The 22,728-nt window shown below is 40.7% G+C and carries 22 protein-coding genes; 20 read left to right on the top strand and 2 right to left on the bottom strand.

Annotated elements, in window-relative coordinates; all coding sequences use genetic code 11:
• The 20 genes from ACXJIN_RS06415 to acpP form a co-directional block, all read left to right on the top strand.
• Positions 1-873 (top strand): HD-GYP domain-containing protein (locus tag ACXJIN_RS06415; RefSeq protein ID WP_456400582.1); only part of this gene is annotated, 873 nt, incomplete at its 5' end.
• Positions 870-1,412 (top strand): DUF5317 family protein, encoded by a 543-nt coding sequence (locus ACXJIN_RS06410; protein WP_456400580.1) that lies wholly within the window; start codon positions 870-872, stop codon positions 1,410-1,412. The genes ACXJIN_RS06415 and ACXJIN_RS06410, both read left to right, overlap by 4 nt.
• Entirely contained in the window at positions 1,399-2,628 is a 1,230-nt protein-coding gene (locus tag ACXJIN_RS06405) for an aspartate kinase (protein ID WP_456400578.1), read from the top strand. Before ACXJIN_RS06410 ends, ACXJIN_RS06405 begins: the two co-directional genes overlap by 14 nt.
• Positions 2,629-2,690: 62 nt before the next feature.
• Positions 2,691-5,297, top strand: coding sequence for a valine--tRNA ligase (locus ACXJIN_RS06400; RefSeq protein WP_456400576.1), 2,607 nt, complete (start codon positions 2,691-2,693; stop codon positions 5,295-5,297).
• On the top strand, positions 5,294-6,628 hold the full coding sequence (locus tag ACXJIN_RS06395; protein ID WP_456400574.1) for a bifunctional folylpolyglutamate synthase/dihydrofolate synthase: 1,335 nt from the start codon (positions 5,294-5,296) through the stop codon (positions 6,626-6,628). Before ACXJIN_RS06400 ends, ACXJIN_RS06395 begins: the two co-directional genes overlap by 4 nt.
• 3 nt (positions 6,629-6,631) lie before the next feature.
• Positions 6,632-7,198 carry a Holliday junction branch migration protein RuvA gene (gene ruvA / locus ACXJIN_RS06390; RefSeq protein WP_456400572.1) on the top strand — a complete coding sequence of 189 codons (567 nt, stop codon included), beginning with the start codon at positions 6,632-6,634 and terminating at the stop codon, positions 7,196-7,198.
• Between the two features lie 29 nt (positions 7,199-7,227).
• Positions 7,228-8,586, top strand: a complete 1,359-nt coding sequence (glmU, locus tag ACXJIN_RS06385) for a bifunctional UDP-N-acetylglucosamine diphosphorylase/glucosamine-1-phosphate N-acetyltransferase GlmU (protein WP_456400570.1) — start codon at positions 7,228-7,230, stop codon at positions 8,584-8,586.
• A complete protein-coding gene (locus tag ACXJIN_RS06380) occupies positions 8,576-9,517 on the top strand; it encodes a ribose-phosphate diphosphokinase (RefSeq protein WP_456400569.1) in 942 nt (313 codons plus the stop codon). Before glmU ends, ACXJIN_RS06380 begins: the two co-directional genes overlap by 11 nt.
• Before the next feature lie 28 nt (positions 9,518-9,545).
• Positions 9,546-10,181 (top strand): 50S ribosomal protein L25, encoded by a 636-nt coding sequence (locus ACXJIN_RS06375; protein WP_456400568.1) that lies wholly within the window; start codon positions 9,546-9,548, stop codon positions 10,179-10,181.
• Positions 10,182-10,194: 13 nt separating this feature from the next.
• Entirely contained in the window at positions 10,195-10,740 is a 546-nt protein-coding gene (pth, locus tag ACXJIN_RS06370; protein WP_456400567.1) for an aminoacyl-tRNA hydrolase, read from the top strand.
• Positions 10,741-11,151: a UvrB/UvrC motif-containing protein gene (locus tag ACXJIN_RS06365; RefSeq protein WP_456400565.1), complete on the top strand. Its 411-nt coding sequence runs from the start codon at positions 10,741-10,743 to the stop codon at positions 11,149-11,151.
• Positions 11,148-11,750 carry an IMPACT family protein gene (locus ACXJIN_RS06360; RefSeq protein ID WP_456400564.1) on the top strand — a complete coding sequence of 201 codons (603 nt, stop codon included), beginning with the start codon at positions 11,148-11,150 and terminating at the stop codon, positions 11,748-11,750. The genes ACXJIN_RS06365 and ACXJIN_RS06360 overlap by 4 nt, the downstream gene beginning before the upstream one ends.
• Positions 11,751-11,921: 171 nt before the next feature.
• Positions 11,922-13,607: a phosphoenolpyruvate carboxykinase (ATP) gene (locus ACXJIN_RS06355; RefSeq protein ID WP_456400563.1), complete on the top strand. Its 1,686-nt coding sequence runs from the start codon at positions 11,922-11,924 to the stop codon at positions 13,605-13,607.
• Positions 13,608-13,765: 158 nt separating this feature from the next.
• A complete protein-coding gene (gene fabF, locus ACXJIN_RS06350) occupies positions 13,766-15,004 on the top strand; it encodes a beta-ketoacyl-ACP synthase II (RefSeq protein ID WP_456400562.1) in 1,239 nt (412 codons plus the stop codon).
• Positions 15,001-15,738: a hypothetical protein gene (locus ACXJIN_RS06345; protein WP_456400561.1), complete on the top strand. Its 738-nt coding sequence runs from the start codon at positions 15,001-15,003 to the stop codon at positions 15,736-15,738. The genes fabF and ACXJIN_RS06345 overlap by 4 nt, the downstream gene beginning before the upstream one ends.
• 1 nt (position 15,739) lies before the next feature.
• Positions 15,740-16,168, top strand: coding sequence for a 3-hydroxyacyl-ACP dehydratase FabZ (gene fabZ, locus ACXJIN_RS06340; protein WP_456400560.1), 429 nt, complete (start codon positions 15,740-15,742; stop codon positions 16,166-16,168).
• On the top strand, positions 16,149-17,078 hold the full coding sequence (locus ACXJIN_RS06335; protein WP_456400559.1) for a 3-oxoacyl-ACP synthase III family protein: 930 nt from the start codon (positions 16,149-16,151) through the stop codon (positions 17,076-17,078). Before fabZ ends, ACXJIN_RS06335 begins: the two co-directional genes overlap by 20 nt.
• Before the next feature lie 13 nt (positions 17,079-17,091).
• Positions 17,092-18,045 (top strand): DUF561 domain-containing protein, encoded by a 954-nt coding sequence (locus ACXJIN_RS06330; RefSeq protein ID WP_456400558.1) that lies wholly within the window; start codon positions 17,092-17,094, stop codon positions 18,043-18,045.
• A complete protein-coding gene (gene fabD, locus ACXJIN_RS06325) occupies positions 18,042-18,983 on the top strand; it encodes an ACP S-malonyltransferase (protein ID WP_456400557.1) in 942 nt (313 codons plus the stop codon). Before ACXJIN_RS06330 ends, fabD begins: the two co-directional genes overlap by 4 nt.
• Complete coding sequence (acpP, locus tag ACXJIN_RS06320) at positions 18,961-19,212, top strand: acyl carrier protein (RefSeq protein WP_456400556.1); 252 nt, start codon at positions 18,961-18,963, stop codon at positions 19,210-19,212. Before fabD ends, acpP begins: the two co-directional genes overlap by 23 nt.
• 190 nt (positions 19,213-19,402) lie before the next feature.
• On the opposite strand, the gene ACXJIN_RS06315 is transcribed toward acpP, so the two are convergent.
• Positions 19,403-21,262 carry an oxidoreductase gene (locus ACXJIN_RS06315; protein ID WP_456400555.1) on the bottom strand — a complete coding sequence of 620 codons (1,860 nt, stop codon included), beginning with the start codon at positions 21,260-21,262 and terminating at the stop codon, positions 19,403-19,405.
• A gap of 138 nt (positions 21,263-21,400) precedes the next feature.
• Positions 21,401-22,402: a phospholipase D-like domain-containing protein gene (locus ACXJIN_RS06310; RefSeq protein WP_456400554.1), complete on the bottom strand. Its 1,002-nt coding sequence runs from the start codon at positions 22,400-22,402 to the stop codon at positions 21,401-21,403.
• Between the last annotated feature and the right edge of the window lie 326 nt (positions 22,403-22,728).

The following is a 22,728-nucleotide window of genomic DNA, read 5'->3' as shown; positions in this document are numbered from 1 at the left end:
GTGAGAATAATCGCAATAGCTTTTGCAATAGTAACGTATGCTATGATAAACGGCTTTTTTGTTACAGGAGCCTTAAGTTTGGCAACAAAAAAGAAGATGAAGATTCTACTTAAAGATGTTTTTGTCGACTTCTTCGGTGCAAGCATATTCATCTCACTCGCTGTGGCTTACGTGGTTGTTTTTCTGTACCCGTACGTTGGTCTATGGGACATAGCCGTAGCTTTGGGACCGTTGTTGATCATAAGATTCATCCTGGAGCTTTACAAAAAGGTTCTCGATTCGAAAATAGAGTCGATGTCGGCTTTGCTTAAAGCGCTTGAAGAAAAAGATCCTTACACGGCGGGGCATGGCGAAAGAGTTTCAAAGTACGCCGCCATCGTTGCGGAAAGACTTGGAATTGAAGGAAGACATCTCGAAGAGCTGAAAATGGCGGCATGGCTTCATGACATAGGAAAAATAGGAGTCAGAGACAGAATTCTCAACAAACCGGGGAAATTGTCTTTGGAAGAATTCGAAGAGATAAAAGCCCATCCCGTAAATGGTGCGAAGATATTAGGCGAAATTCCCTCTTTCAAGAAGATGGTCCCGTGGGTAAAGTATCACCACGAACATTGGGACGGCAGCGGATACCCGGAAGGGTTGAAGGGGAGAGAAATCCCACTCGAAGCGAGAATAATAGAGGTGGTGGACGTCTACGATGCGTTGACGACACAGCGTGCTTACCGAAAAGAGTTTGATCCAAAAGCGGCGTTGAGTATAATGAAAGAAGAAAGCGGAAGATCTTTTGATCCAGTTGTGTTGGCCGCTTTTTTGGATGTTATAGAAAAAATAGAAGCGGTAAGAAAAGGCGAAGATGTGGAGAAAGAAAAATGATATTTTTTTACATAACGATAATAGCGCTAGGTTTATCTCTGTTGATAAAAAAGAGCGTGTGGAATCCATTAAACACGGAATTTAAATGGTTTTACCTGGTTTTCGTGCCATTTGCTCTGGAACTTTTTGTCGTTTTAAAAGATCCTGGTCGATTTTCTGGAGCCATAACCATTACGGCTTACCTGACACTGGCGATATTTTGTTTGATGAACTGGAAAATAAAGGGATTTTTCATGATAAGCGTGGGTGAATTTCTCAACTCTTTCGTTGTAATCGCGAATATGGGAAAAATGCCGGTCTCGAAGCACACACTCATACTGGCAGGGCTCAATCCAAACATGATGGATGCAAAACATGTTTTCATGTCTTCAAAAACGATCTTTCCGTTTTTATCAGACGTGATACCTATAAATTTTCTAAATCTTCATTACGCTTGTAGTATTGGAGATCTTTTCGTTTACACCGGTCTTTTTCTTTTAATATACTTGAACGCGCGAAAAAATGATGGGAAAAAGGTGGAAGACCTTGATAATAGTTAAAAAGTACGGTGGCACATCTGTGGAAACACCGGAAAAGATTTTAAAAATAGCGGAAAAAATAGCCCTTTCAAAAGATGAAGGAAATGATGTAGTGGTTGTGGTATCCGCTATGGGAAAAACGACCAATTATCTCATTGACTTACTTCACAAAGTGAATGCCGATCCCAGCCCAAGAGAATACGACATGATAGTTTCGACGGGAGAACAGATATCAATTGCCCTGCTCGCTTCAGCGCTTTCAAAACTGGGGAAAAAAGCAATTTCTCTAACCGGTTTTCAAGCCGGTATAGATACGGATTCCACCCATTCACGTGCAAAATTAAAACGTGTTTACAGAGGCAAGCTTCGCAGCATACTCGATGAAGGAAAAATTCCCGTGGTGGCTGGCTTTCAAGGAATAAGTCCATCCGGTGAGATAACAACTTTAGGGCGTGGAGGCTCCGATACAACCGCGGTTGCAATAGCTTATGCCTTAGATGCCGACGTGTGCGAAATATTCACCGATGTGGATGGCGTATACGCAGCCGATCCACGGTACGTTGAATTTCCAAAACACATAGATAGAATTTCTTATGATGAAATGATCGAAATGGCGGCTCATGGCGCAAAGGTTCTTCATTTGAGAGCTGTTGAATTGGCCCGGCGTTACAAAGTGTCCCTCGTTGTCAAACACGCTCATGAAAATGGAATGGGAACGAAAATAGAAGGGATGAATGATATGGAAGAGCCCCTTGTTAGAGCTTTAACCGTTGATGAAAATATAGTGAAGATCGTTGTGGAAGGCGTTCCGGATGAACCTGGGATAGCTGCCAGAATATTTGAAAAATTGGCTTCTCGCCATCTCGCTCTGGATATGATAGTTCAGAGTATGCACAAAGGAAAGAAAAATGACGTTGCTTTTACCGTAGCAAACGATGATTTTTCCGAAGCCGTTCAGGCAATCAAAGAGGTAAAAGGTGAGGTAAAGGCGGAAAATGTGCACTTTGACAAAGAAATCGCAAAAGTTTCAATAGTGGGAGTCAACATTCTTGGATCGTCCGAGATCATACACGCCATGTTCAGTTCTATAGCGGACGTTGGGGCAAACATAGACATGATAAGCTCTTCAAATAGCAGAATTTCATGTTTGGTACCGAAAAATAAAATCAAAGAAGTGGCGAAATCGATCGCCATGAGGTTCAATCTTACGACAAATGGATATGCGAATGATGATTGATGCTGCGCTTTGATGGTATAATTCAACGAGAATTTGAAAACGGGAGGTGAATCAACCACCGCATGCAGACGGTGAGTTGTCTTTTTGTGAATAAATCTTACTCTCCTGAAGATATAGAAAAAAAATGGTACGAAAAATGGAAAGAAAACGGCGTTTTTAAACCTGAAAAGGGAAATGGGAAATTTTCCATGGTGATACCGCCTCCCAACATAACGGGTCAGCTTCACATGGGACACGCCTTGAATATAGTGGTACAAGATATCATAACCAGATACAACCGAATGAAAGGCAAAGAAACCCTATGGTTGCCGGGCGAAGATCATGCGGGCATAGCAACGCAAAACGTGGTAGTGAAAAAGCTGGACAAAGAAGGAAAGACAAAAGAAGAAATAGGAAGAAAGAAGTTCACAGAAGTCACGTGGGAGTGGGCAAATGAATACCGCAAACGCATAAGAGCGCAAATCGAAAGTATGGGGGCTTCGTGTGACTGGAGCAGGGAAAGGTTCACGCTCGATGAAGGATTGAATAAAGCCGTAAAGAAAGTTTTCGTTTCTTTGTACAAAAAAGGTCTTATCTACAAAGGAAAATACATGGTGAATTGGTGTCCAAAATGTGGGACGGTGCTTTCTAACGAAGAAATAGAGTACGAAGATGAAAAAGGAAAACTCTACCATGTAAGGTATCCAATCGATGGGGGCGGTGAAGTTGTAATCGCAACAACGAGACCCGAAACGATGTTAGGTGACACCGCCATAGCCGTAAACCCAAATGATGTGAGATACAAAAATATCGTTGGAAAGTGGGCAATCCTTCCGTTGGTAGGAAGAAAAATTCCAATAATAGCCGACGAGTACGTTGATACAACATTCGGAACCGGTGCGTTGAAGGTAACGCCCGCCCACGATCCAAACGATTTCGAGATAGGAAAAAGGCATGATTTGGAAACGATTGACATATTCGATGATGAAGCGAAAATAAATTTTGATTCTCCTTACAAGGGAATGAGTCGAGAAGAGGCAAGGGAAGCAATCGTTAGAGATCTTGAAAAAGAAGGCTATCTGGTAAAAGTCGAAGATTACGTCCATTCGGTGGGCCATTGCTACAGATGTCATACGGCGGTTGAGCCCAAGCTCTCAGATCAATGGTTTGTCAAAATGAAACCCTTAGCCGAACCGGCAATAAAGGCGGTAAAAGATGGGAGTGTGAAATTTCACCCTGACAGATGGAAAAAGGTTTACCTTAATTGGATGGAAAATGTTAGGGACTGGTGTATATCAAGACAGTTATGGTGGGGACATAGGATTCCGGTATGGTACTGCAAAGACTGTGGCCATATAACCGTTTCAGAAGATGAGCCCCACGCCTGTGAAGCGTGTGGATCGACAAATATTGTCCAAGACGAAGACGTGCTGGATACATGGTTTTCCTCGGCACTATGGCCCTTTTCAACACTAGGATGGCCTGAAAATACGAAAGATTTGAAAAAATATTATCCAACGGATCTGCTCGTAACCGGCTTTGACATAATTTTCTTTTGGGTTGCCAGAATGATAGTTATGGGCCTGGAATTCATGGGCGATGTGCCTTTTCACGATGTGTACATTCACCAACTTGTAAGGGACAAATACGGAAGAAAAATGTCAAAATCGCTTGGTAACGGTATAGATCCCATAGAAGTGGTTAACGAATACGGTGCCGATGCGATGCGCATAACTTTGGCCATGCTGGCAGCTCAAGGAAGGGACATAAACCTCGATGAAAGGGCATTTGAATCTTTCAAACACTTTTCAAACAAAATATGGAACGCAGCGCGTTTCGTAAAGATGAATGTTGAAGGTGTTGAGTACGAACTTCCTGAAGCCAAAACGGCCGCTGACAGATGGATATTGTCTAAATTGAATAGTGCCATAACGGAAGTTAGCGAGGCCATAGAGTCTTACGATCTAAATCAGGCGGCACACGCAATTTATAACTTTTTCTGGGGAGATTTTTGCGACTGGTATATAGAAATTTCAAAAGTCCAGATGAAGAACGCCTTGTACTCCGAAAACACGAAGCGTGTACTTCTTCATGTTCTAAGAACCAGCGTGCAGCTCCTTCATCCTTTTATGCCATTTATAACAGAGGAAGTGTGGTCAAATTTCTTTGAAGGATTTGTGGCCAAATCAACATGGCCGCAGAAAAGAAAAGAGTACGACTTTAAAGAAGAAGGCTTTGAATTCATCTTGAGCGCCATAAAGGGAATAAGATCTGTGAAAGCCGAGTTGGAACTTCCTCCATCTGAAAAGGTGAGAGTTGCTTATATTGGAGAAGATGATTTGTTTGTCGAAGAGTCCATTAAAGAGTACATTTTGAAGCTCGCAAACGTTTCAACGATCGAAAAAGTGGAAAAGAGACCCACACATTCGATGACTGCGGCCGTTGGATTAAAGAATGAGATCTTCGTGGTCATGAATGAAGAATTTGACATTTCTTCAGAAATTGAAAGACTTCATAAAAAGATTGAAAAGCTGAAAAGGGATTTTGAAAAGGCCGAGAAAAAGATTTCAAATCCCAACTTTTTGAATAAAGCTCCACAGGAAATAGTACAAAAAGTAAAAAACGAAAGGGACGAATTAGGACAAAAGATAGAGAAATTGAAGAAAACTATTGAAGAACTCGAAAGATGAGCAGGGTGATCGAAATGAATTACGCGGAGATGCTCAAAACACTTTATTCAGTCCATCCTGAAACTAAAATAAAGCTTGGACTTGAAAGAATTGAAGAGCTCCTTGCAAGGCTTGGAAATCCACAAAAAACTTTCAAATACGTTCACGTGGGCGGAACCAACGGGAAGGGAACCGTGGTTAAAACTATCTCAGCCATGTTAAAGGCTCACGGTGTAAAAGTCGGAAGTTATTTCTCACCTCACGTGGAAACATTCAGAGAAAGAATACGCTTTAACGATGAATACATTTCAAAAAATGAATGCGTTGAAATCTTCGAAAAAGTTATGAACGAAGCAAATAAAATGTCAGCTCCGGAAATGGAGCCGACTTTTTTTGAAATAGTCACCGCAATGGCTTTTCTTTACTTCAAAGAAAAGGGGGCAAAGGTGGTAGTTTCGGAAGTTGGCCTTGGCGGAAGATTCGATGCCACCAATGTGGTGAATGATCCAATAGTTTCTGTGATCACCACAGTGGATTTCGATCACATGGACATTCTTGGGAACAACCTTTCAAAGATAGCCTTTGAAAAGGCGGGTATAATAAAAAAAGGAGTTCCTCTTGTGCTTGGAAAGATGGAAAATGATGCTTTTAAGGTTATAGCTTCAAAAGCAAAAGAATACGAAAGTCCGATAGTGAATTGGGAAAAAGATTACGCCATCGCAAATGAAAATTTTGAGCTTGGAAAGAATTCCTTTGACTTCATCTGGAAAGATAAAAGTACTCACTTTGAAACAAGAATGAACGGCATACAAGCAGTGCAAAATATTGCAATAGCTTTGGCAGCTTTGAAAATCATTGAAGATAAAAAAGTCTTTCACTTTGATGAAAAAAAAGCGTTTGACACCGTATTCACTTTGAATTTAGAGGGAAGATTTGAATGGATTCCCTCAGATATAACCGTCATTCTCGATGCCGCTCACAACAAACCCGCGATGAAAGTGCTTGCTCAAAATTTGAAGATTTATTTTCCATCAAAAAACGTAAATGCCGTTATAGGAATTTTAAACGATAAAGATTACATGGGAATGATAGACACGTTAGCCCCAGTTGTAAAACGCCTTTACATAACCACTCCGGCAAGTCCGAGGGCAACGAACTCATTTGAAGTCTACACGCTGGCAGCTCAAAAATATGACAACGTTGGCTTCATAAAAAATATTGAAGACGCGGTAAACACTTGCCACGATATGTGTAAAAATGAAAAAGCTGTTATGTTGATAAGTGGCTCTTTTTACACTATAGGAAAGGCAAGGACTTTTTTAACCGGCAATTTGGAAGCCGATGGTGAGTGAGAAATGATATGGGGATTGAAGGGAATCGTCCATTCAAAGTTCGATACATCCGTTGTCTTGGACGTGAATGGCGTCCTCTACGAAATTTCAATGATATCGAAAGATCTGATCAAAATCGATCTCGAAGAAGAGGTTATTGTTTACACGCGCGAAATAACAAAAGAAAATTCTCCGACCGAATTGGTGGGTTTTCTGGATAAGGCGGAAAGGACAATGTACGATGCGCTTGTAAAAGTTAGCGGAATAGGGCCAAAAAACGCCTTAAAGATATTGGACGTGACGGATCTTGACACATTTGCGAACGCGATTAACTCCAAAGATGTCGCTTTTTTGAAGTCTCTTCCGTCTGTTGGGGCAAAAACGGCTGAAAGAATGATCGTTGAGCTTGCCGGAAAACTGGAAAGTGTGCAAAATGAAGATGGCAAAATTGGAGAAGCCGTTGAAACTATGTTGGCCCTTGGCTTTTCAAGGCAAAAGTCTTTTGAAGCGGTAAAAAGGGCGGTTAAAAGTGGCGCGCGCGATCTTGAAGAAATTGTAAAGAAAGCGCTTTCATTTGTAAATGAAGTCTGATTTATGTATAATCCCAGAGGTGAGAAAAGGTGAATAAAGTTTTAATCCTTGCTGGCGGTTTAGGAAAACGTATGCATTCTCCCACGCCGAAGGTGCTTCATAAAATCTTGGAAAAGCCAATGCTGAGATGGGTAATCGACAGCACATTAAAGGCGGAGATTACGCAATTCGCCGTTGTTGTTGGTCATGGAATAAATGAAGTCGAGGGCGTTCTTCCAGAAGAAACAAAAGTGTACGTTCAGGAAAAACAACTTGGCACCGCGCACGCGGTGAAGTGTGCGGAAGAATTCGTGGAAGAAGAAGATAAAGTAGTCATTTTGTATGGAGATGCACCACTGATAAATCCAGAAACGATAAAAAGATTGTTTTCTTCACAGGCGGACATGACGATCTTAACGGCGAAAGTAGATGATCCCTCAGGTTACGGAAGAATAGTAAGGCAAGGGGAGAAAATATCAAAAATAGTTGAAGAAATTGACGCTGACGAGGAAACTTTGAAAGTAAATGAAGTGAACAGTGGAATGTACGCTTTTAAAGGAAAAGCGTTACGGTTTGCGCTTGAAAGGATAAAACCCTCCAATAAAAAGGGAGAATATTACCTTACAGATGCGGTAGAAATACTGTTGGCCAATGGGTATGAAGTTGATACGTTAGAAGTGGCAAATTCATGGGAAATTCTAGGTGCAAATACGCAAAAAGAATTGGCAAAGCTTGCAAAAATAGCAAAAGAACACATACTCGATCTTTTCATGGAAAAGGGCGTTACCATAGAAGATCCTTCAAGCACGTTCATAGGACCTGACGTGGATATAGAAGCGGGTGTTGTGATAAAGCCATTCTCATTCTTGTACGGAAGAACCACGATAGAAAGTGGCGCGATCATAGGTCCACAAACAACCTTAAAGGATACTTTTGTTGGTGGAAACACTTATGTGATAAGATCCGAGTGTGATAGCGCTTACATCTCACAAGGGTGTGGAGTTGGACCATTTTCAAGATTAAGGCCGGGCACAAAATTAGAGAGAAACGTTAAAATTGGGAATTACGTGGAAGTTAAAAATTCTCACCTTTTTGAAGGTGTAAAAGCCCAGCATTTAACCTATCTTGGCGATGCAACAGTTGAAAAAGGCACGAATATAGGGGCAGGTACCATAACGTGCAATTACGATGGCGTGAAGAAAAACAAGACCTTTATAGGTAAAAATTCATTTATAGGTTCCAATACGGCTCTTGTGGCGCCAGTAAAGATCGGAGAAGGAGCGCTAATAGGCGCGGGATCTGTTATAACACAAGATGTGCCACCTTTTGCGTTAGCGCTTGGTAGAGCGAGGCAGGTTAACAAAGAAAAATGGGTTTTGAAGAAGATGGAGGAAGAAGATGAAAAGTGAGCTTAAAATTTTAGGTGGTTCATCCAATAAAGCTCTTTTAGACAGAATATGTGCGTACGTGAATGTTTCTCCTGCTTCAGTGGAATTGTCTCGCTTCTCAGACGGAGAGATAAATTGTAGAATAGGGGAGACGGTCAGAGGTCACGACGTTTTTGTGATTCAATCGACTTCCACTCCAGTCAACGATAATTTAATGGAATTGTTAATAATGGTAGATGCTCTGCGGAGGGCTTCAGCGAACAGCATAGCCGTGGTGATGCCTTATTACGGATACGCACGGCAGGATAGAAAAGCAAAAGGCAGAGATCCGATAACGGCAAAGCTTGTGGCCAATCTTTTAACGGTGGCAGGAGCAACGAGGGTGTTAACGGTCGATCTGCACGCGGAACAAATTCAAGGCTTTTTCGATATACCTGTTGATAATTTGCAATCTTTTCCCGTTTTCTTTAAGGCTTTGAAGAAATACGAAACGTTTGACAAGAATAAAACCGTTATTGTGGCTCCAGACGTTGGTGCGGTGAAACGGGCGAGAAAGATAGCTGAAAAATTTGGCGTCCCAATGGCCATTCTGGACAAAAGAAGACCAAAAGACAACGTTGCGGAAGTACTTCACGTAATAGGAGAAGTCGAAGGTAGAACTGCGATAATGTTTGATGATATAATCGACACTGCTAGGACGCTGGTAGCGGGTGCGGAATTGCTGAAGAAGCATGGAGCTGAGAAGATCATTTCCTGTGCAACACATGGTATATTTTCGGGAGAAGCGCTGAAAATTCTGGATGATTCTCCTATCGATCACATTTACGTGACCGATACAATTTATCATGAAAGGTTACCGGAAAAAATTTCTGTCGTCTCCATAGCACCGTTGTTAGGCGAAGCTATAATGAGAATAAGAAGAAATCTGTCAGTAAGCATATTGTTCAGATAGAAAGATTCAGATAAGGAGGAGTTTTTTTATGGCTTTAACTTTAGAAGCAACCGTTAGAGAAAACGAAAAAGCAAAAAGATTGCTAAAAAAGAATCTGATTCCCGGAATAGTTTACGGGCCTGATAGGAAAAACATCAAAGTTCAGATTCCAGAAGCGGAAATAGTTTCTTTGCTTGAAAAGGCAAGAGAAACGACACCAGTTCATCTGATAATTAAGGGTGACAAAACCGAAGAGTTGGATGTTTTCATTAAGAGCATTCAAAGACACAAATTGACAACGAAGGTTATTCACGCAGATTTTTACGAACCAGAAAAAGGAAAGGTAATGCACTTCAGAATACCTCTTAAATTCGTTGGAGAAGCTGCTGGCGTGAAAGCTGGAGGAGTACTTGAAGAAGTTATAAGAGAAATCGAAATAGAAGTGCTGCCAAAAGATCTTATAGAAGAGATAGTAGTGGATGTTTCATCTCTCGGTGTTGGCGAATCTTTAAGAGTCAAAGATCTTAACATTCCAGAAACAATGAAAATTCTTACAGATTTAGACGAAGTCGTCGTTGGAATAAAGGCTCCAAGAGCGGAAGAAGTTGAAGTGACGGAAGAAAGCGAAGAAGTAGAACCAGAAGCGATAAAGGAAAAAGCACCTGAGGAAAAAGAAAAAGAGTAAGGTGAAAGAATTCGTGGTAGTGGGCTTGGGAAATCCAGGCCCACAGTACGTTTTTACTCGTCATAACGTTGGTTTTCTGTTTTTAGACGAGTTCTTGAAGAAATACCCACCTCATTTTGAAAGAAGAGAAAAATTGTACACCCTTTACTCGGTGGCAGTGAAAAAAATGCCTTTTGTTTTGTTGCGCCCATTAACTTTTATGAATTTGAGTGGAGAGATATTCAAACATTTAAAGCTACCTAATCTTCCAATGGTGGTATCCGATGATCTGGATCTTCCTCTGGGAAAGATAAGAATAAAACAAAAGGGATCTTCTGGAGGCCATAAAGGTGTACAATCTATTATAGACGTGTTAGGAACAAATGAATTTCCACGTCTGAGAGTTGGAATTGGTCCTAAAACGTCAGATGCTGTGGATTTTGTACTCTCCGAATTCACAGATGATGAGATGATAAAGCTTCATAAAGTACTTGAATTATCCGTCGAAGCTGTCGTAGAAAGTGCCAAATATGGTTTAATATATGCGATGAACAAGTTTAACGGTATGAAGGTGGTTTAGATGGAAAAGAAATGTACCGTTTGCGGTAAAAAAGCGGATGTAGTTGTGAATGTTTATCTGGAAGGTTTCATCAAGGAAATAGCTTATTGTCGGGAATGTCTAAGAAAAAGTATAAATTCGTTTAAAAGTGACAGGCTCAACTTGAATTTGGATAGTTGGACCATTATGAACTCAAAACCGAAGGTAAATGTTGCCATAGAATTGGTAAAGGTTGACAGTGTTTCCTTTTTTGCCGAAAACATGAAAAGCATGTTTGGGACAGACTTACAAGAAGAAGAAAAGGTTAATTACGAAATATCTATTTTGAGAAGAAAGATGGCAAAAGCTATAAAGAGCGAAAATTACGAGCTCGCTGGAATAATCAAAAGGGAAATAGAACGTTTGAAATCAGCCATTAAAAAAACGAAATGAAGTTTGATACTTTCACATCCCTGAAAGAAATCTCCCGTGCTTCTATAAAAATCAAGCATTCACTTTTTATTGCCACGGCTTCTTTCGTTGAAAGTGAAGATGCAGCAAAGGCGTTTATTTCTAAAATTTCTTTTGAATTCAAGGATGCCACTCACAATTGTTGGGCCTACAAGATAGGAGAAACGGAATACTCGTCCGACGCGGGCGAACCGTCAGGGAGCGCTGGAAAGCCAATTCTTTTTAGCATAAAATCTTCAGGCATGGACAGAGTTGCCGTGGTGGTAACAAGGTACTTTGGTGGAACAAAATTGGGTATAAGAGGGCTTATAGAAGCTTATTCCAGTGCAGCCAATATGGCATTGAAAGGAAAGCAAGAGAAATTTTTGATAGGAAAAAAAATCAAAATTGAAACCGACTATCACAGCTTCGACAAATTGGCTTACCGTTTTAGAAAAGCAGGTTATTTTTATTATTCACCTCCTGAATTTACCGAAAAAGTAACCTTGCACCTTTTTGTTCCCCTAAACGAAAAATTGGACTTTTCAAATGACTTCCTTCAGAAAGCTGAAATACCTCAAAGCGCCCTTTTAAAAATCTGACAAGCACTTCGAGGGAGAATTATCCCCTTTTGAAATCTGAACATTGACATAAGTTCATAGTCCAAAAATTGAATGGTAAAAACGCCAGGAAGTGATGAAAATGCCGTAAAAACGGCATTTTTTGTTTGGCATGAAATTCGCTTAATCGCAAAGAAAGGAAGGTGAAGAACTTTGTCAAGAACAGTTGTGATCAAAGGAAGCATAATAGATAACTACGCCCAGATCATCTCTAATCCCCTGTTTGAAAAGATAGTGAGAGAGTATGTGGAAGTGTTAAAAAATGGTGATCCAAAGCTTCTTCGTGCGCTCATGAAAAGCAAGAAATCAAAGAAAATAAACTTTGATAAAATCATGAGTTTTTTGTACCAATTAACGTTTAAACCTATTAAAGAAGAAAATGAAGATAAGGCGCTCTTGCATAAATTCATCGAAGGGTTGTATGATTTTTGGCGTAAAAAACATCGTTTCGTGATCAAGCGTGAAAGGTATTTAAAGTCTTTCGATGCAAGACTTAACGCCATGAAAGAGGCGGAACTTGTAGGAGAAACTTTCGAAAAAACCGTAAGAAACGTTTATCGTTCCATGGAAAACAACATTTCCGTTAAAACGGAAAAAATTTTGCGCCAAGTTTCCAGTGGAGCGCAGGCCATATTCATAGTTGATAAATCGAGAATGAAACATGAAGAAAGAATGAAATACACCTGGATGTATTCAGTGCCTTTCATTTGGAGTGTTATTTATGAGCCACCGGTGATATTCTACACGAATTCCAACAAGAGAAAAGGAGTATTTCCCGTCATAGAAAGAGAATTTCTTTCTCAGGTAGAGTTGAACAAAGATTGGTATGTTTTGCCACTGCATGTCGGACATCTTCTTATATACGTTTACATAAATTCCGAAAACCTTTGCCACGCGGCGGGGCTTGCCAACCTTTATGAGATAGCCACACCCGATGAACTAAAGAATCCGAATGGAATAGTTTTATTTGGAGTTCCACAAGAAAAAGCGGGCAATGATTATCCCAATGGGGTGGTGTTTAAAGATGAACTTTACGTTGGGGTAATACCGCAGTTAAAGGAAAACGACTATTTTGGATACGCCAAGAAGATACTGCTAACGGTGCATAACTTGATAATGATAGACAGATTTAAGTTACCCATCCATGGCTCACTTGCCCAAATAAAACTCAAAAACGGCAAAAGCGCCACTGCGATGTTTATGGGAGACAGTGGTGCTGGAAAATCCGAGACACTTGATGCACTTAGCCGATTTCCAGAAGTTTCCCATTTGAGGGTAATAATAGACGATATGGGATCATTGGATATAGAAAACGGAAAAATAGTGGCTTACGGTACCGAAACAGGTGCATTTGTGCGTTTGGACGATCTTCCGCCAGGATACGCATATTCCAACATAGATAGAAGCGTTTTCATGAATCCAGATCAAACCAACGCACGAGTTATAGTCCCTTATGGAAATTATGACGAGATCATTCAGCCAACCCCAATAGATTTCTTCTTTTATGCCAATAACTACACGAACGTTCGTTCTGATAAAGAAAGGGTAATTTTCTTTGACAAGGTTGAAGATGCGATAAATGTTTTTTCACAAGGAGCTAGAATGGCAAAAGGAACAACCGCAGAAAAGGGAATGTCGTATTCTTACTTTGCTAATCCTTTTGGTGCAATTCAAAAAAGGGAAGAGCACGAAAAAATAGTGAAGCATTACATGAGCAAAATGTTTGAAAGTGGAGTAAAAGTTGGAGAAATAAGAACCATGCTCGGTATAGCTGGCTATGAAAAAGAAGGCCCGTATTTGGCGGCAAAAAGGTTGTTGAAAATTATATCAGAATCTTAGTGTCCAAAATTTGAACTTATAAACTTTCAACTGTCTATTTTTTGGACGGTTATGATTTTGTCATCTCTAAAAACTCTTTAAATTTGGTCAAGTCGGTTTTGGCATAGTTTTTGCTATATCAAAGAGACAAGGAAGAATTAACGAAAGGGTGAGAACAATTGAAAAATACGCGTGTGGTTGTAACAGGAATGGGAATAGTCGCGCCTAGTGGAATCGGAAAAGACGATTTCTGGAATGGATTGCTTTCCTTGAAAAGCTTTGTTTCAAAGATAAGCGCTTTCGATGCGAGTGATTTTCGTACTCAAATTGCCGCGGAGGTGAAAAACTTCGATCCAAAAAAGTACATGAATCCGAAAGAAGTTAGAAGGTACGATAGGTACACTCAACTCGGAATCGCCGCGGCGAAAGAAGCCATTGAAGATGCGAATCTTACGAAAGAACATTTAGAAAAAGCAGGTGTTATAGTGGCTTCGGGCGTGGGGGGAATAATTTCATTAGAAAAAGAAATTAAAAACATGTTGGAAAAAGGGCCATCACGAGTTAGTCCTTTCCTTGTACCAATGATGATAGCCGATACTCTGGCAGGAACCATTGCCAATATCCACGGAGCCAAAGGACCAAATTTTGCCACCGTAAGTGCATGCGCATCAAGTGCCCATGCGATGATAACGGCAGCGAGCATTATTAAAAACGGGGAGGCAGATATCGTTATAACGGGCGGCGCCGAGGCGCCAATTTCCCCCATTTCAGTTGCCGCCTTCGGAAATATGAAGGCGCTTTCGTCTCGTAACGATGACCCAGAGCACGCATCAAGGCCATTTGACAAAAACAGAGACGGTTTTGTAATGGGAGAAGGAGCAGGCATTCTTATTTTTGAATCGTTAGAATCAGCCCTTAAAAGAGGCGCTAAGATTTATGGAGAAATAAAGGGCTACGGCATGAGCGCAGATGCGTATCATATGGTTCAACCGGATCCTGAAGGAAGAGGAGCCGCCTCTTCGATGAAAAAGGCAGTTGAAATGTCAGGTTTGAATCTAAATGAAATAAATTACGTTAACGCCCACGGCACCTCAACACCGGTTGGAGACGTGGCGGAAATGAAAGCGGTAGAAAAGGTTTTCGGTGAAGATGTTAAGACACTCGTAGTCAGTTCTACAAAATCCCAAATTGGTCATCTTCTTGGAGCCGCTGGAGCGGTTGAATTCATAGCTTCGCTGTTGAGTATGAACAACTCTGTCATCCCTCCAACGGTTAATCTGGAGAACAAGGATCCGGAAATAAACGTGAATTGCGTTGCTGGAGAGCCGCTTAAAATGGAAATAAAGAATTTTATATCCAATTCCTTCGGTTTCGGAGGACACAACGCCTCCATAATTGGTGGGAGGTACGAAGGTTGATAATAACGGATACTTCCGTTGATGTTGAAGGGATAAAAAAGATTCCCCTTTACGTTGAATGGAGAGGAAAAAAGGTCGAAATTTCAAAATTAAAAAGGAATTCTTACTTTCTCTCCGTAAAAAACGTCATCGTAGATCCACCATCCTTTAAAGAAGTCAAAGAAATGCTTTTTCAGGCCATAAATGAGGATGGAAGGGTAAACGTCATCCTTCCATCATGGCCTGTAAATTTCGTGGAACGTTCAGTGTCTCTCGTTGCGGCAATGGAAAACAAAATTCACGTTGAAAAAGTTTTAACGGACAACGTTACGCTTTCTCACCTTTTAAAAGACGAGAAAAATATCGAAAGCTTGAAGAATTTTTCTTCAAAAAGCAGAACGTACATCTTGTTTTCTGACGTCTCTTTTTTGAAGAAAAATGGAATAATATCGTCTAAAAGTTCGAGAATGATATTAACGAGAAGCTTTAATTTGGTAAAACACATAGGAGGAAGAACCTTTTTAAAACAAACATGGAGTGCAAATGGAGCCATAACTTCTATGATGAGGGATATTAATGAGAAGCATTTCACGGTCGATATCAGGCACAGTGGAAAAAGTAGAATGGCAAATGCAATAGCCTCTTCATTCCTCTCAAAATTCAAATGCAAAGTGGCAATGGGCTGGATGAATCCAGTGGCGGCTTCTTTGTATGGTTTAGGTACGGTTAGCGTTACCGTAATTCCGGAGGTGTAAAATGGCTGAAATAAACGATGAAATAATGAAAATTTTACCCCATAGATACCCTTTTATCATGGTGGATGGAATAATATCAAAGAGCAAAAAAAAGATAATTGCCTTTAAAAATGTGAGTCACAACGAACCACAATTTCAAGGGCATTTTCCTAACAATCCCATAATGCCAGGGGTTTTGATACTTGAAGGCATGGCTCAGACAGCCGGATTAATTGGCTTGGATCCAAAAAAAGTACCTCTTTTTTTGGGGGCCGATAAGGTTAGATTCAGAAAAGTTGTAAGACCAGGGGACAAGTTGATATATGAAGCTGAGATCGTCTCCGAACGATTCTCTATGATAAACGTTAAAGCAGTGGCAAAAGTCAACGATGAAGTGTGTGCAAGTGCCACTCTATTGTTGGGGATGAAAGATGAAAATGAGCTTCTCTAAAATTGTAGGAATAGGCGGGTACTTACCGCCGAAGATCGTGGAAAATTCAGAAATAGAAAATGATACGAATCTGGAAAAAGGCTGGATTTATCGTAGAACTGGCATAAAACGCCGTCACATAGCAGAAGAAAGCGCTACGGAAATGGGTATAAAAGCCCTGAAAGAAGCGGCCGAAAATGCCAATATTTCTCTTAAAGAAATAGAGTACGTGTTCGTTGCGACTAACTCATCTGACACCTTGATTCCAGGGATGGCTGGAAGAATACAATCCGCAATTGGCACGGCAATAGGCGGAGTGGACATTCAAGCGGGATGTTCCGGTTTTCTTCAAGCCATGGAAATAGCGGATTCAATGATAAAAAGCGGAAGCTTTTCAAAGATAGCAGTTGTAGGAAGCGAAAAACTTTCGATCGTGGTCGATTGGAAAGATCCGTACGTTTCTTCTCTTTTTGGAGATGGAGCGGGAGCTGTCATAATGTCGAAAAGCGATGACGCTGGCATCATGGCTTCCTATTCCAGAATTCAAAGTGAGGGGTGGAAAACTCTGATCCAAGAAAGAGGAAATTACCTTCAAATGGATGGCAAAGCCGTGTTTAGATTTGCAGTTAGCGCAATTCAAGAGGGAATAAGGGAAGTTCTCAAGCGCGCAAATCTTGAAATTTCAGACGTGGATCTGATAGTGCCTCACCAATCAAATGCCCGCATAATATCGCGTGTTTCAAAAGAAAGCGGGATTCCTGAGAACAAATTTCAAATTTCCATATCCGATCATGCTAACACGGCAGCAGCATCGGTAGCTTTAGCTTTAAAGGATGCCATAAAAGAAGGGAAAATAGGTCCTTCAAGCGTGGTCATCACGGTTGCATATGGAGCTGGTCTGGCATTGGCTTCAAACGTTTTCAAACTTTAAGGAGGGAAAGATAATGACTTCAAGAGTGTGCGAAGTTTTAAATATAAAATACCCAATTATTCAAGGCGGTATGGCGTGGGTTTCAACCGCAAAGCTCGCTGCCGCCGTTTCTGAAAGCGGTGGCCTTGGTGTGATCGCTTCTGGCGGCAGAGAGGCTGATTGGCTAAGGAATGAAATAAAAAAAGCAAGGAAGATAACGGATAAACCCATTGGCGTGAATATAATGTTGCTTTCGTCTAACGTCGATGAGGTAGTGAAGGTAAGCTTAGAAGAAAAGGTGGACGCTGTCATATTTGGTGCCGGAAATCCCGCAAAATACGTGGAGGCGTTCAAAGAAAATGGCACAAAGGTTATATCCGTTGTCGCTTCAGAAATATTCGCAAAGAGAATGGAATCTTTGGGAGTTGACATGGTAGTCGCAGAAGGCACGGAAGCCGGCGGACACATTGGAAGTGTTTCAACAATGGTTCTTGTGCCTGCAGTTGTTGAGGCTGTTTCGATTCCAGTTGTGGCGGCCGGTGGAATAGCGACCGGCAAACAAATAGCGGCTTCCTTCATGTTAGGCGCAGAAGGAGTGCAAATAGGTACTCGCTTTATAGCCACCGAAGAATGCGAAGTTCATCCGAATTACAAGGAAAAAATTTTAAAAGCCTCAACGAGGGACGCTGTGGTGACAGGTCGTGTAACCGGTCACCCTGTTAGAGTCCTTAGAAATCCATTGGCGAGAGAGCTTATAAAAATAGATGAAAGGTGTGGCACTCAAGAAGACATAGACAAAATAGCAACAGGGAGTTTGAGGGCTGCTGCCGTCGATGGAGATTTGAAAAAAGGCTCTTTCATGGCGGGACAGTCAGCGGCCTTCGCGAAAAAAATCCTTCCAGTTAACGAGCTTTTAAAGGAACTCTGGAGTGAAACAGTCGAAAGTCTGAAAAAATTTGAAAGTGTAGATTTGGGGGTGGAAATATGAAAACGGCTCTTGTTTTTCCCGGACAAGGTTCACAAAAATTAAACATGATGAAAGATTACTACGATGAGTTTGAAATTTCAAAAAAGATCATGGACAAAGCGTGTGAAACTTTGAATTTCGATCTGAAAAATGTGATCTTTGGAAACAATGAGATGGAACTTACAAAGACTTACAACGCGCAGCCAGCACTTTTAACCACGTCAATAATGGTTTTTGAAGTGTTAAAGTCAAAAGGAGTTAGTTTTGATGTGGTGGCGGGTCACAGCCTTGGAGAATATTCAGCCCTCGTCGCGGCAGAAGTGCTTTCATTCGAGGACGCGTTGAAAGCCGTGCGTTTGCGTGGGACGCTCATGGAAAGCGCCATACCAAGTGGTGCAGGTTCAATGATGGCAATTCTCGGTTTGCCATTTGAAAAAGTTGAAGAAATCGTTCAGGAAATAGATGGCGTTTACATAGCGAATTACAACTCTGAAAAACAAGTCGTGGTAAGTGGAGAAATAACATCTCTTCTCAGTTCGGAAGAAAGATTTAAAGAGGCAGGCGCAAGACGTGTGGTACGTCTTAACGTGTCTGGGCCTTTCCATTCTCCGTTAATGGAACCGGCAAAGAAAGAATTCGCTAAATTTTTAAATTCTTTGGAATTCAAAACTCCAAAAGTTCCCGTGGTTCTAAACGTAACGGGAATGCCGGCAAAAACCGCGGAAGAAATTCGCGAAAAACTCATCGATCAGCTCACATCACCGGTAAGATGGGTCAAATCGATATGGAGTATGGAAGAAATTGGAATAACCAACTACATAGAAGTAGGTTCGGGCAAAGTGTTAAGCGGGCTTATAAAGAGGACAACAAAAGCCTCTACATATACAACCGATACCATAGAAGAAATGGAAAAAACTTTAGAAGGAGTGATGAAAAATGCCAGGATTGCAGAATTCTGAAATTCTCGAAGAGGTAAAAAACGCTCTTAGCGAACATTTGGGAGTGGACAAAGCTGAAATAAAGGAAGATTCAAAGCTTGTCGATGATTTGGGAGCAGATTCATTGGATCTTGTTGAATTGACCATGGATTTGGAAGAGAAATTTGACATGAAAATTCCAGATGAAGATGTATCAAAATTAGTAGATGTGAAAAGCATCGTTGACTACGTAACCTCGCATAAAGGATAAGAACGCTTAAAACTTCAAAAAAGAAGGGCCTTCAAACGCCCTTCTTTCCTTTCTCTAGAGCAATTCTTTTGAAGCTTTCGCACCGATTAAAATGCTACTTTTATGAACGTGCGGTTAAGGCAATTTTTTCGAAGTTCTGTCAGAACGAACTCGCTCTTTCTTCCACCTTCTGATTCAAAATATAAGGAACCTAAATTTTCAATCCAGCTTCAAACCCAGAATGAACTGCATCGTATATTTGCCCCGGGTGATCCGCATCCCCAATTTTCAACGCGCCATCAGGAGATGAGTTTGGTCTTACGCCAACGGTGAATATGATGGCATCGAATACGCCTATATCTTCTTCTCCGTTTTTAGTTGAACAGATGGCATGATCATTTTCGAATTTTTCAAGCTTCGTATCTACGAGCACTTTAACATTTTTGTCTTTCAGACGTTTTAAGGTGAGCGTGCGTGTGATGGGTTCCATATCCCTTGCTATATCTGAGAGCATTTCAACGATTGTTACCGATTTACCTTCATTAACAAGGTGATCTGCCGCTTCTACACCTATCATTCCTCCGCCAACTATTAAAATGCTATTTTTATCTTTCAGCACATCTGGATTGGAAAAATAATCATGGCCCGTGATTTGAAGGATATTTTCACTACCCGGAATTTTCAATTTTATTGGAGAGCTTCCGACGGCAAATAACATTTCATCAAAATCGTCTACTTTGATGCTTTCATAATCTGTGTTGTACTCAACATCTATGTTACTGCGCAGGACGTTATTTATCAGAGAGTCAATAGGCTTTTTCATCGTTTCTTTTCCAAAAGCTTTGTAAGCCAAATTTGCGGCCCCACCCAGTTTATCTGATTTTTCAAATATTTTGACTTCGTATCCCCTTTCATTTAAGGTTAAAGCAGCTTGCAAACCAGCCGGCCCACCACCGAATATGGCAACTCTTTTTTTCTTTGACTCTCTCTCTATATTTGATGGCCACCCAACTTTTGGATTTACGATACATCCCAATCCTTCACCGGATTTTACTTTGGCAAGACAGCCTTGCACGCATCCTCCACAATAAGTTATCTCATCTTCTTTTCCATTTTTCATCTTGTTGGGAAAATCGGGATCGGCAACCAACGGTCTTCCCAGCGCAAAGAAATCCGCCCATCCTTCTGAAAGGGCTTTTTGAATTCTTTCTGGATCTCCAAATCTCCCAACCGCTATTATTGGAAGAGCGGTCAAATTACGAATTTTCTTTATAGAATCTTCTTGTATTTGTTTCGGAACGAACATGTGATGATAGTAAAAAGCTGGCGAATTGCACGCGTTCCCCATACCAACATGCACGGCTATTACGCCTTTCTTTTCTGCCAAATTCAACAGATCTTTCAAATCCTCTGCATGCAGACCTCCTTCATACATTTCATCTCCAGAAACGCGGATGATCACCGGTAAGTTGGCCTTTTTAACCGCGTCCAAAAGATCGCTTGCAAATTTCAAAGGCTCTCCGTATTCGTCACTTCTATGGTTGATATTTTTGGAATAAAACTGTGAAACTATGTAACCATGTCCCATCTGAATTTCTAAAACGTCTGCCCCTGCTTTTTTTGCCCTTATGGCATTCTCTTTAAAAGCGTTTATCATTTCCGATATTTCTTCCCTGGTCATCGCAGTGGATTTTGCTCCTGTAACAGGGCACACCGTTTCTGAAGACGATAAGACAACACCGTTGGTAACTTTAGGATTCGCTGCCCTTCCTGCATGATTCAAATGGACACAAGCCAGTGCCCCTCCCTTATGGATTGTTTCTATTATCTTCGCAACGGAAGGAATGAAATCATCACAATCCAACCTTAACTGTTTTGGATGTTCTCTTCCATTAGGTAAAACCGCTATTGGCTCCACGTAAGCCATGGCAACTCCACCGTTGGCAATTGCAGAATAATAAGCGATGTGCCTTTCAGTTACCGTTTGACCGTATCCTGTCTTTACGGGAGCTGAAAAAAGCCTGTTCTTCAATTCAAGGGGACCAAACTTCACACTTTCGAATACATTCATCCTCCATACCTCCCACTAAATTCTTTCGGTATTTATTTCAAGAAACCCGTGTTGCGCACTCTTAAAATCATTGCTTTTACTCTTGGAAGGAGCCATATTATTATATACCATAAGCATATATCTTTTGAAAGACCGTGATCACTTCAAACGTTTCTTACCTATTAAAAGCTCAAAATTCTTCAAGTAAAGCTGGGCAATTTTCTTCGAATGAAGAACTACTATGAATTCATCATTTTTACTTTGCGCAGAATGTGTGAAATTGTACGATCCTGTGATCACCTTAGCATCACTTTCGCAGGGGTCTATGATGACATATTTATCATGAAGTAAGCCGTAAGGGTTCTCATACATTTTAAAGCCAAATTCATGCATTTTGTTAACAACACTGTACTTTGAAGAGTTCCACGAAGAATCGGCAATTACGTGTATCTTTACTCCTCTTTCTTCTAAGAGCATCAAAGTAAGGGCAATCCTTACATCCGAAAAAGCGTACATCGCCACGTATACATCTTTTCTCGCTCCTTTCAACTCATCTATTACTTTTTTGAAAATTCCACCTTCAGGGGAAAAAATGATATCAACTTTTACATTTTCAGCTGATAAAGAAGTTGCAAACTCAGATTTTTCGGATGCAAAAAATCCCTTGAACATGGAGTCAAATACCGCCTTAAAAGCATTTGCCAATTTGAAAGAGTGAAAAATTACCGCGTTATTCAAATCATTATAGAAAGAGGAATGTGTTAAATTGGCCGAACCAAACCACACATATTCATCATCGATAATCGCAAATCTATCATGCATAAGACCCCCTTCAACAGGATCAGCCGTAACGTTTAAAGCTTTTAAGCTTTGAATATTATCCACATAGTTCTTTCCTTCCATGACAATGCGAACGTTAACACCATCATTTTCTTTCTCTTTTAGCAAATTTATTACATCTTCATCGCTTAAATTGTAAATTGCCAAGTCTATTGAATATTTAGCCTTTGATATCAAATTAACAAAAGAAGACTTAAGCAACCCATCATGCGGAGGATCGGTGAAGTAAACGCTCCAGCTGAATGAAAGAGAAGCAAAAAAAGCAAAAAGTGCTGCGAGTGTAAGAAGTTTTGACATTTTAAAAGATAGCAAGAAACCCAAAATGAAGTCCCCTTTTTAAAAAATTATTTATACCAAAAAGATTAAGATTCGCCATTGAGTTATCACTTGAATTTTAGCATGTAATAAACTCATGTCGTGCATGAACAACGACGGACAATTTTTGCGAAGCCCTTTCAGATAAGAACTCGCATCTTCTGAAGATGTATTTCGAGGATTAGGTTTAATTCTTTTCTGACATTTATATCATTGCTTCTCTCCACATCGAAAAAAAGAAATAGAAGAAAAAAGAGGAAAGCTATATGCTTTCCTCTCGAGATTTCTAAACCCGGGCGATAACCTACTCTCGCAAGGGGCTACCCCCTCAC

The organism is Mesoaciditoga sp., assembly GCF_054006115.1.
Note: the sequence above shows the minus strand (reverse complement) of the source record. Positions and strands in the feature narration are given on the sequence as shown.

What these genes read in the sequence shown, in the direction of transcription:
- ACXJIN_RS06365 (WP_456400565.1), top strand. Translation starts at nt 10,741, where the DNA reads ATGGAAAAGAAATGTACCGTTTGCGGTAAAAAAGCGGATGTAGTTGTG.
- ACXJIN_RS06335 (WP_456400559.1), top strand. Translation starts at nt 16,149, where the DNA reads ATGAAAATGAGCTTCTCTAAAATTGTAGGAATAGGCGGGTACTTACCG.
- ACXJIN_RS06395 (WP_456400574.1), top strand. Translation starts at nt 5,294, where the DNA reads ATGAGCAGGGTGATCGAAATGAATTACGCGGAGATGCTCAAAACACTT.
- fabD (WP_456400557.1), top strand. Translation starts at nt 18,042, where the DNA reads ATGAAAACGGCTCTTGTTTTTCCCGGACAAGGTTCACAAAAATTAAAC.
- ACXJIN_RS06375 (WP_456400568.1), top strand. Translation starts at nt 9,546, where the DNA reads ATGGCTTTAACTTTAGAAGCAACCGTTAGAGAAAACGAAAAAGCAAAA.
- ACXJIN_RS06380 (WP_456400569.1), top strand. Translation starts at nt 8,576, where the DNA reads ATGAAAAGTGAGCTTAAAATTTTAGGTGGTTCATCCAATAAAGCTCTT.
- ACXJIN_RS06410 (WP_456400580.1), top strand. Translation starts at nt 870, where the DNA reads ATGATATTTTTTTACATAACGATAATAGCGCTAGGTTTATCTCTGTTG.
- ruvA (WP_456400572.1), top strand. Translation starts at nt 6,632, where the DNA reads ATGATATGGGGATTGAAGGGAATCGTCCATTCAAAGTTCGATACATCC.
- fabZ (WP_456400560.1), top strand. Translation starts at nt 15,740, where the DNA reads ATGGCTGAAATAAACGATGAAATAATGAAAATTTTACCCCATAGATAC.
- ACXJIN_RS06330 (WP_456400558.1), top strand. Translation starts at nt 17,092, where the DNA reads ATGACTTCAAGAGTGTGCGAAGTTTTAAATATAAAATACCCAATTATT.
- ACXJIN_RS06315 (WP_456400555.1), bottom strand. Translation starts at nt 21,262, where the DNA reads ATGAATGTATTCGAAAGTGTGAAGTTTGGTCCCCTTGAATTGAAGAAC.
- ACXJIN_RS06400 (WP_456400576.1), top strand. Translation starts at nt 2,691, where the DNA reads ATGCAGACGGTGAGTTGTCTTTTTGTGAATAAATCTTACTCTCCTGAA.
- acpP (WP_456400556.1), top strand. Translation starts at nt 18,961, where the DNA reads ATGCCAGGATTGCAGAATTCTGAAATTCTCGAAGAGGTAAAAAACGCT.
- ACXJIN_RS06360 (WP_456400564.1), top strand. Translation starts at nt 11,148, where the DNA reads ATGAAGTTTGATACTTTCACATCCCTGAAAGAAATCTCCCGTGCTTCT.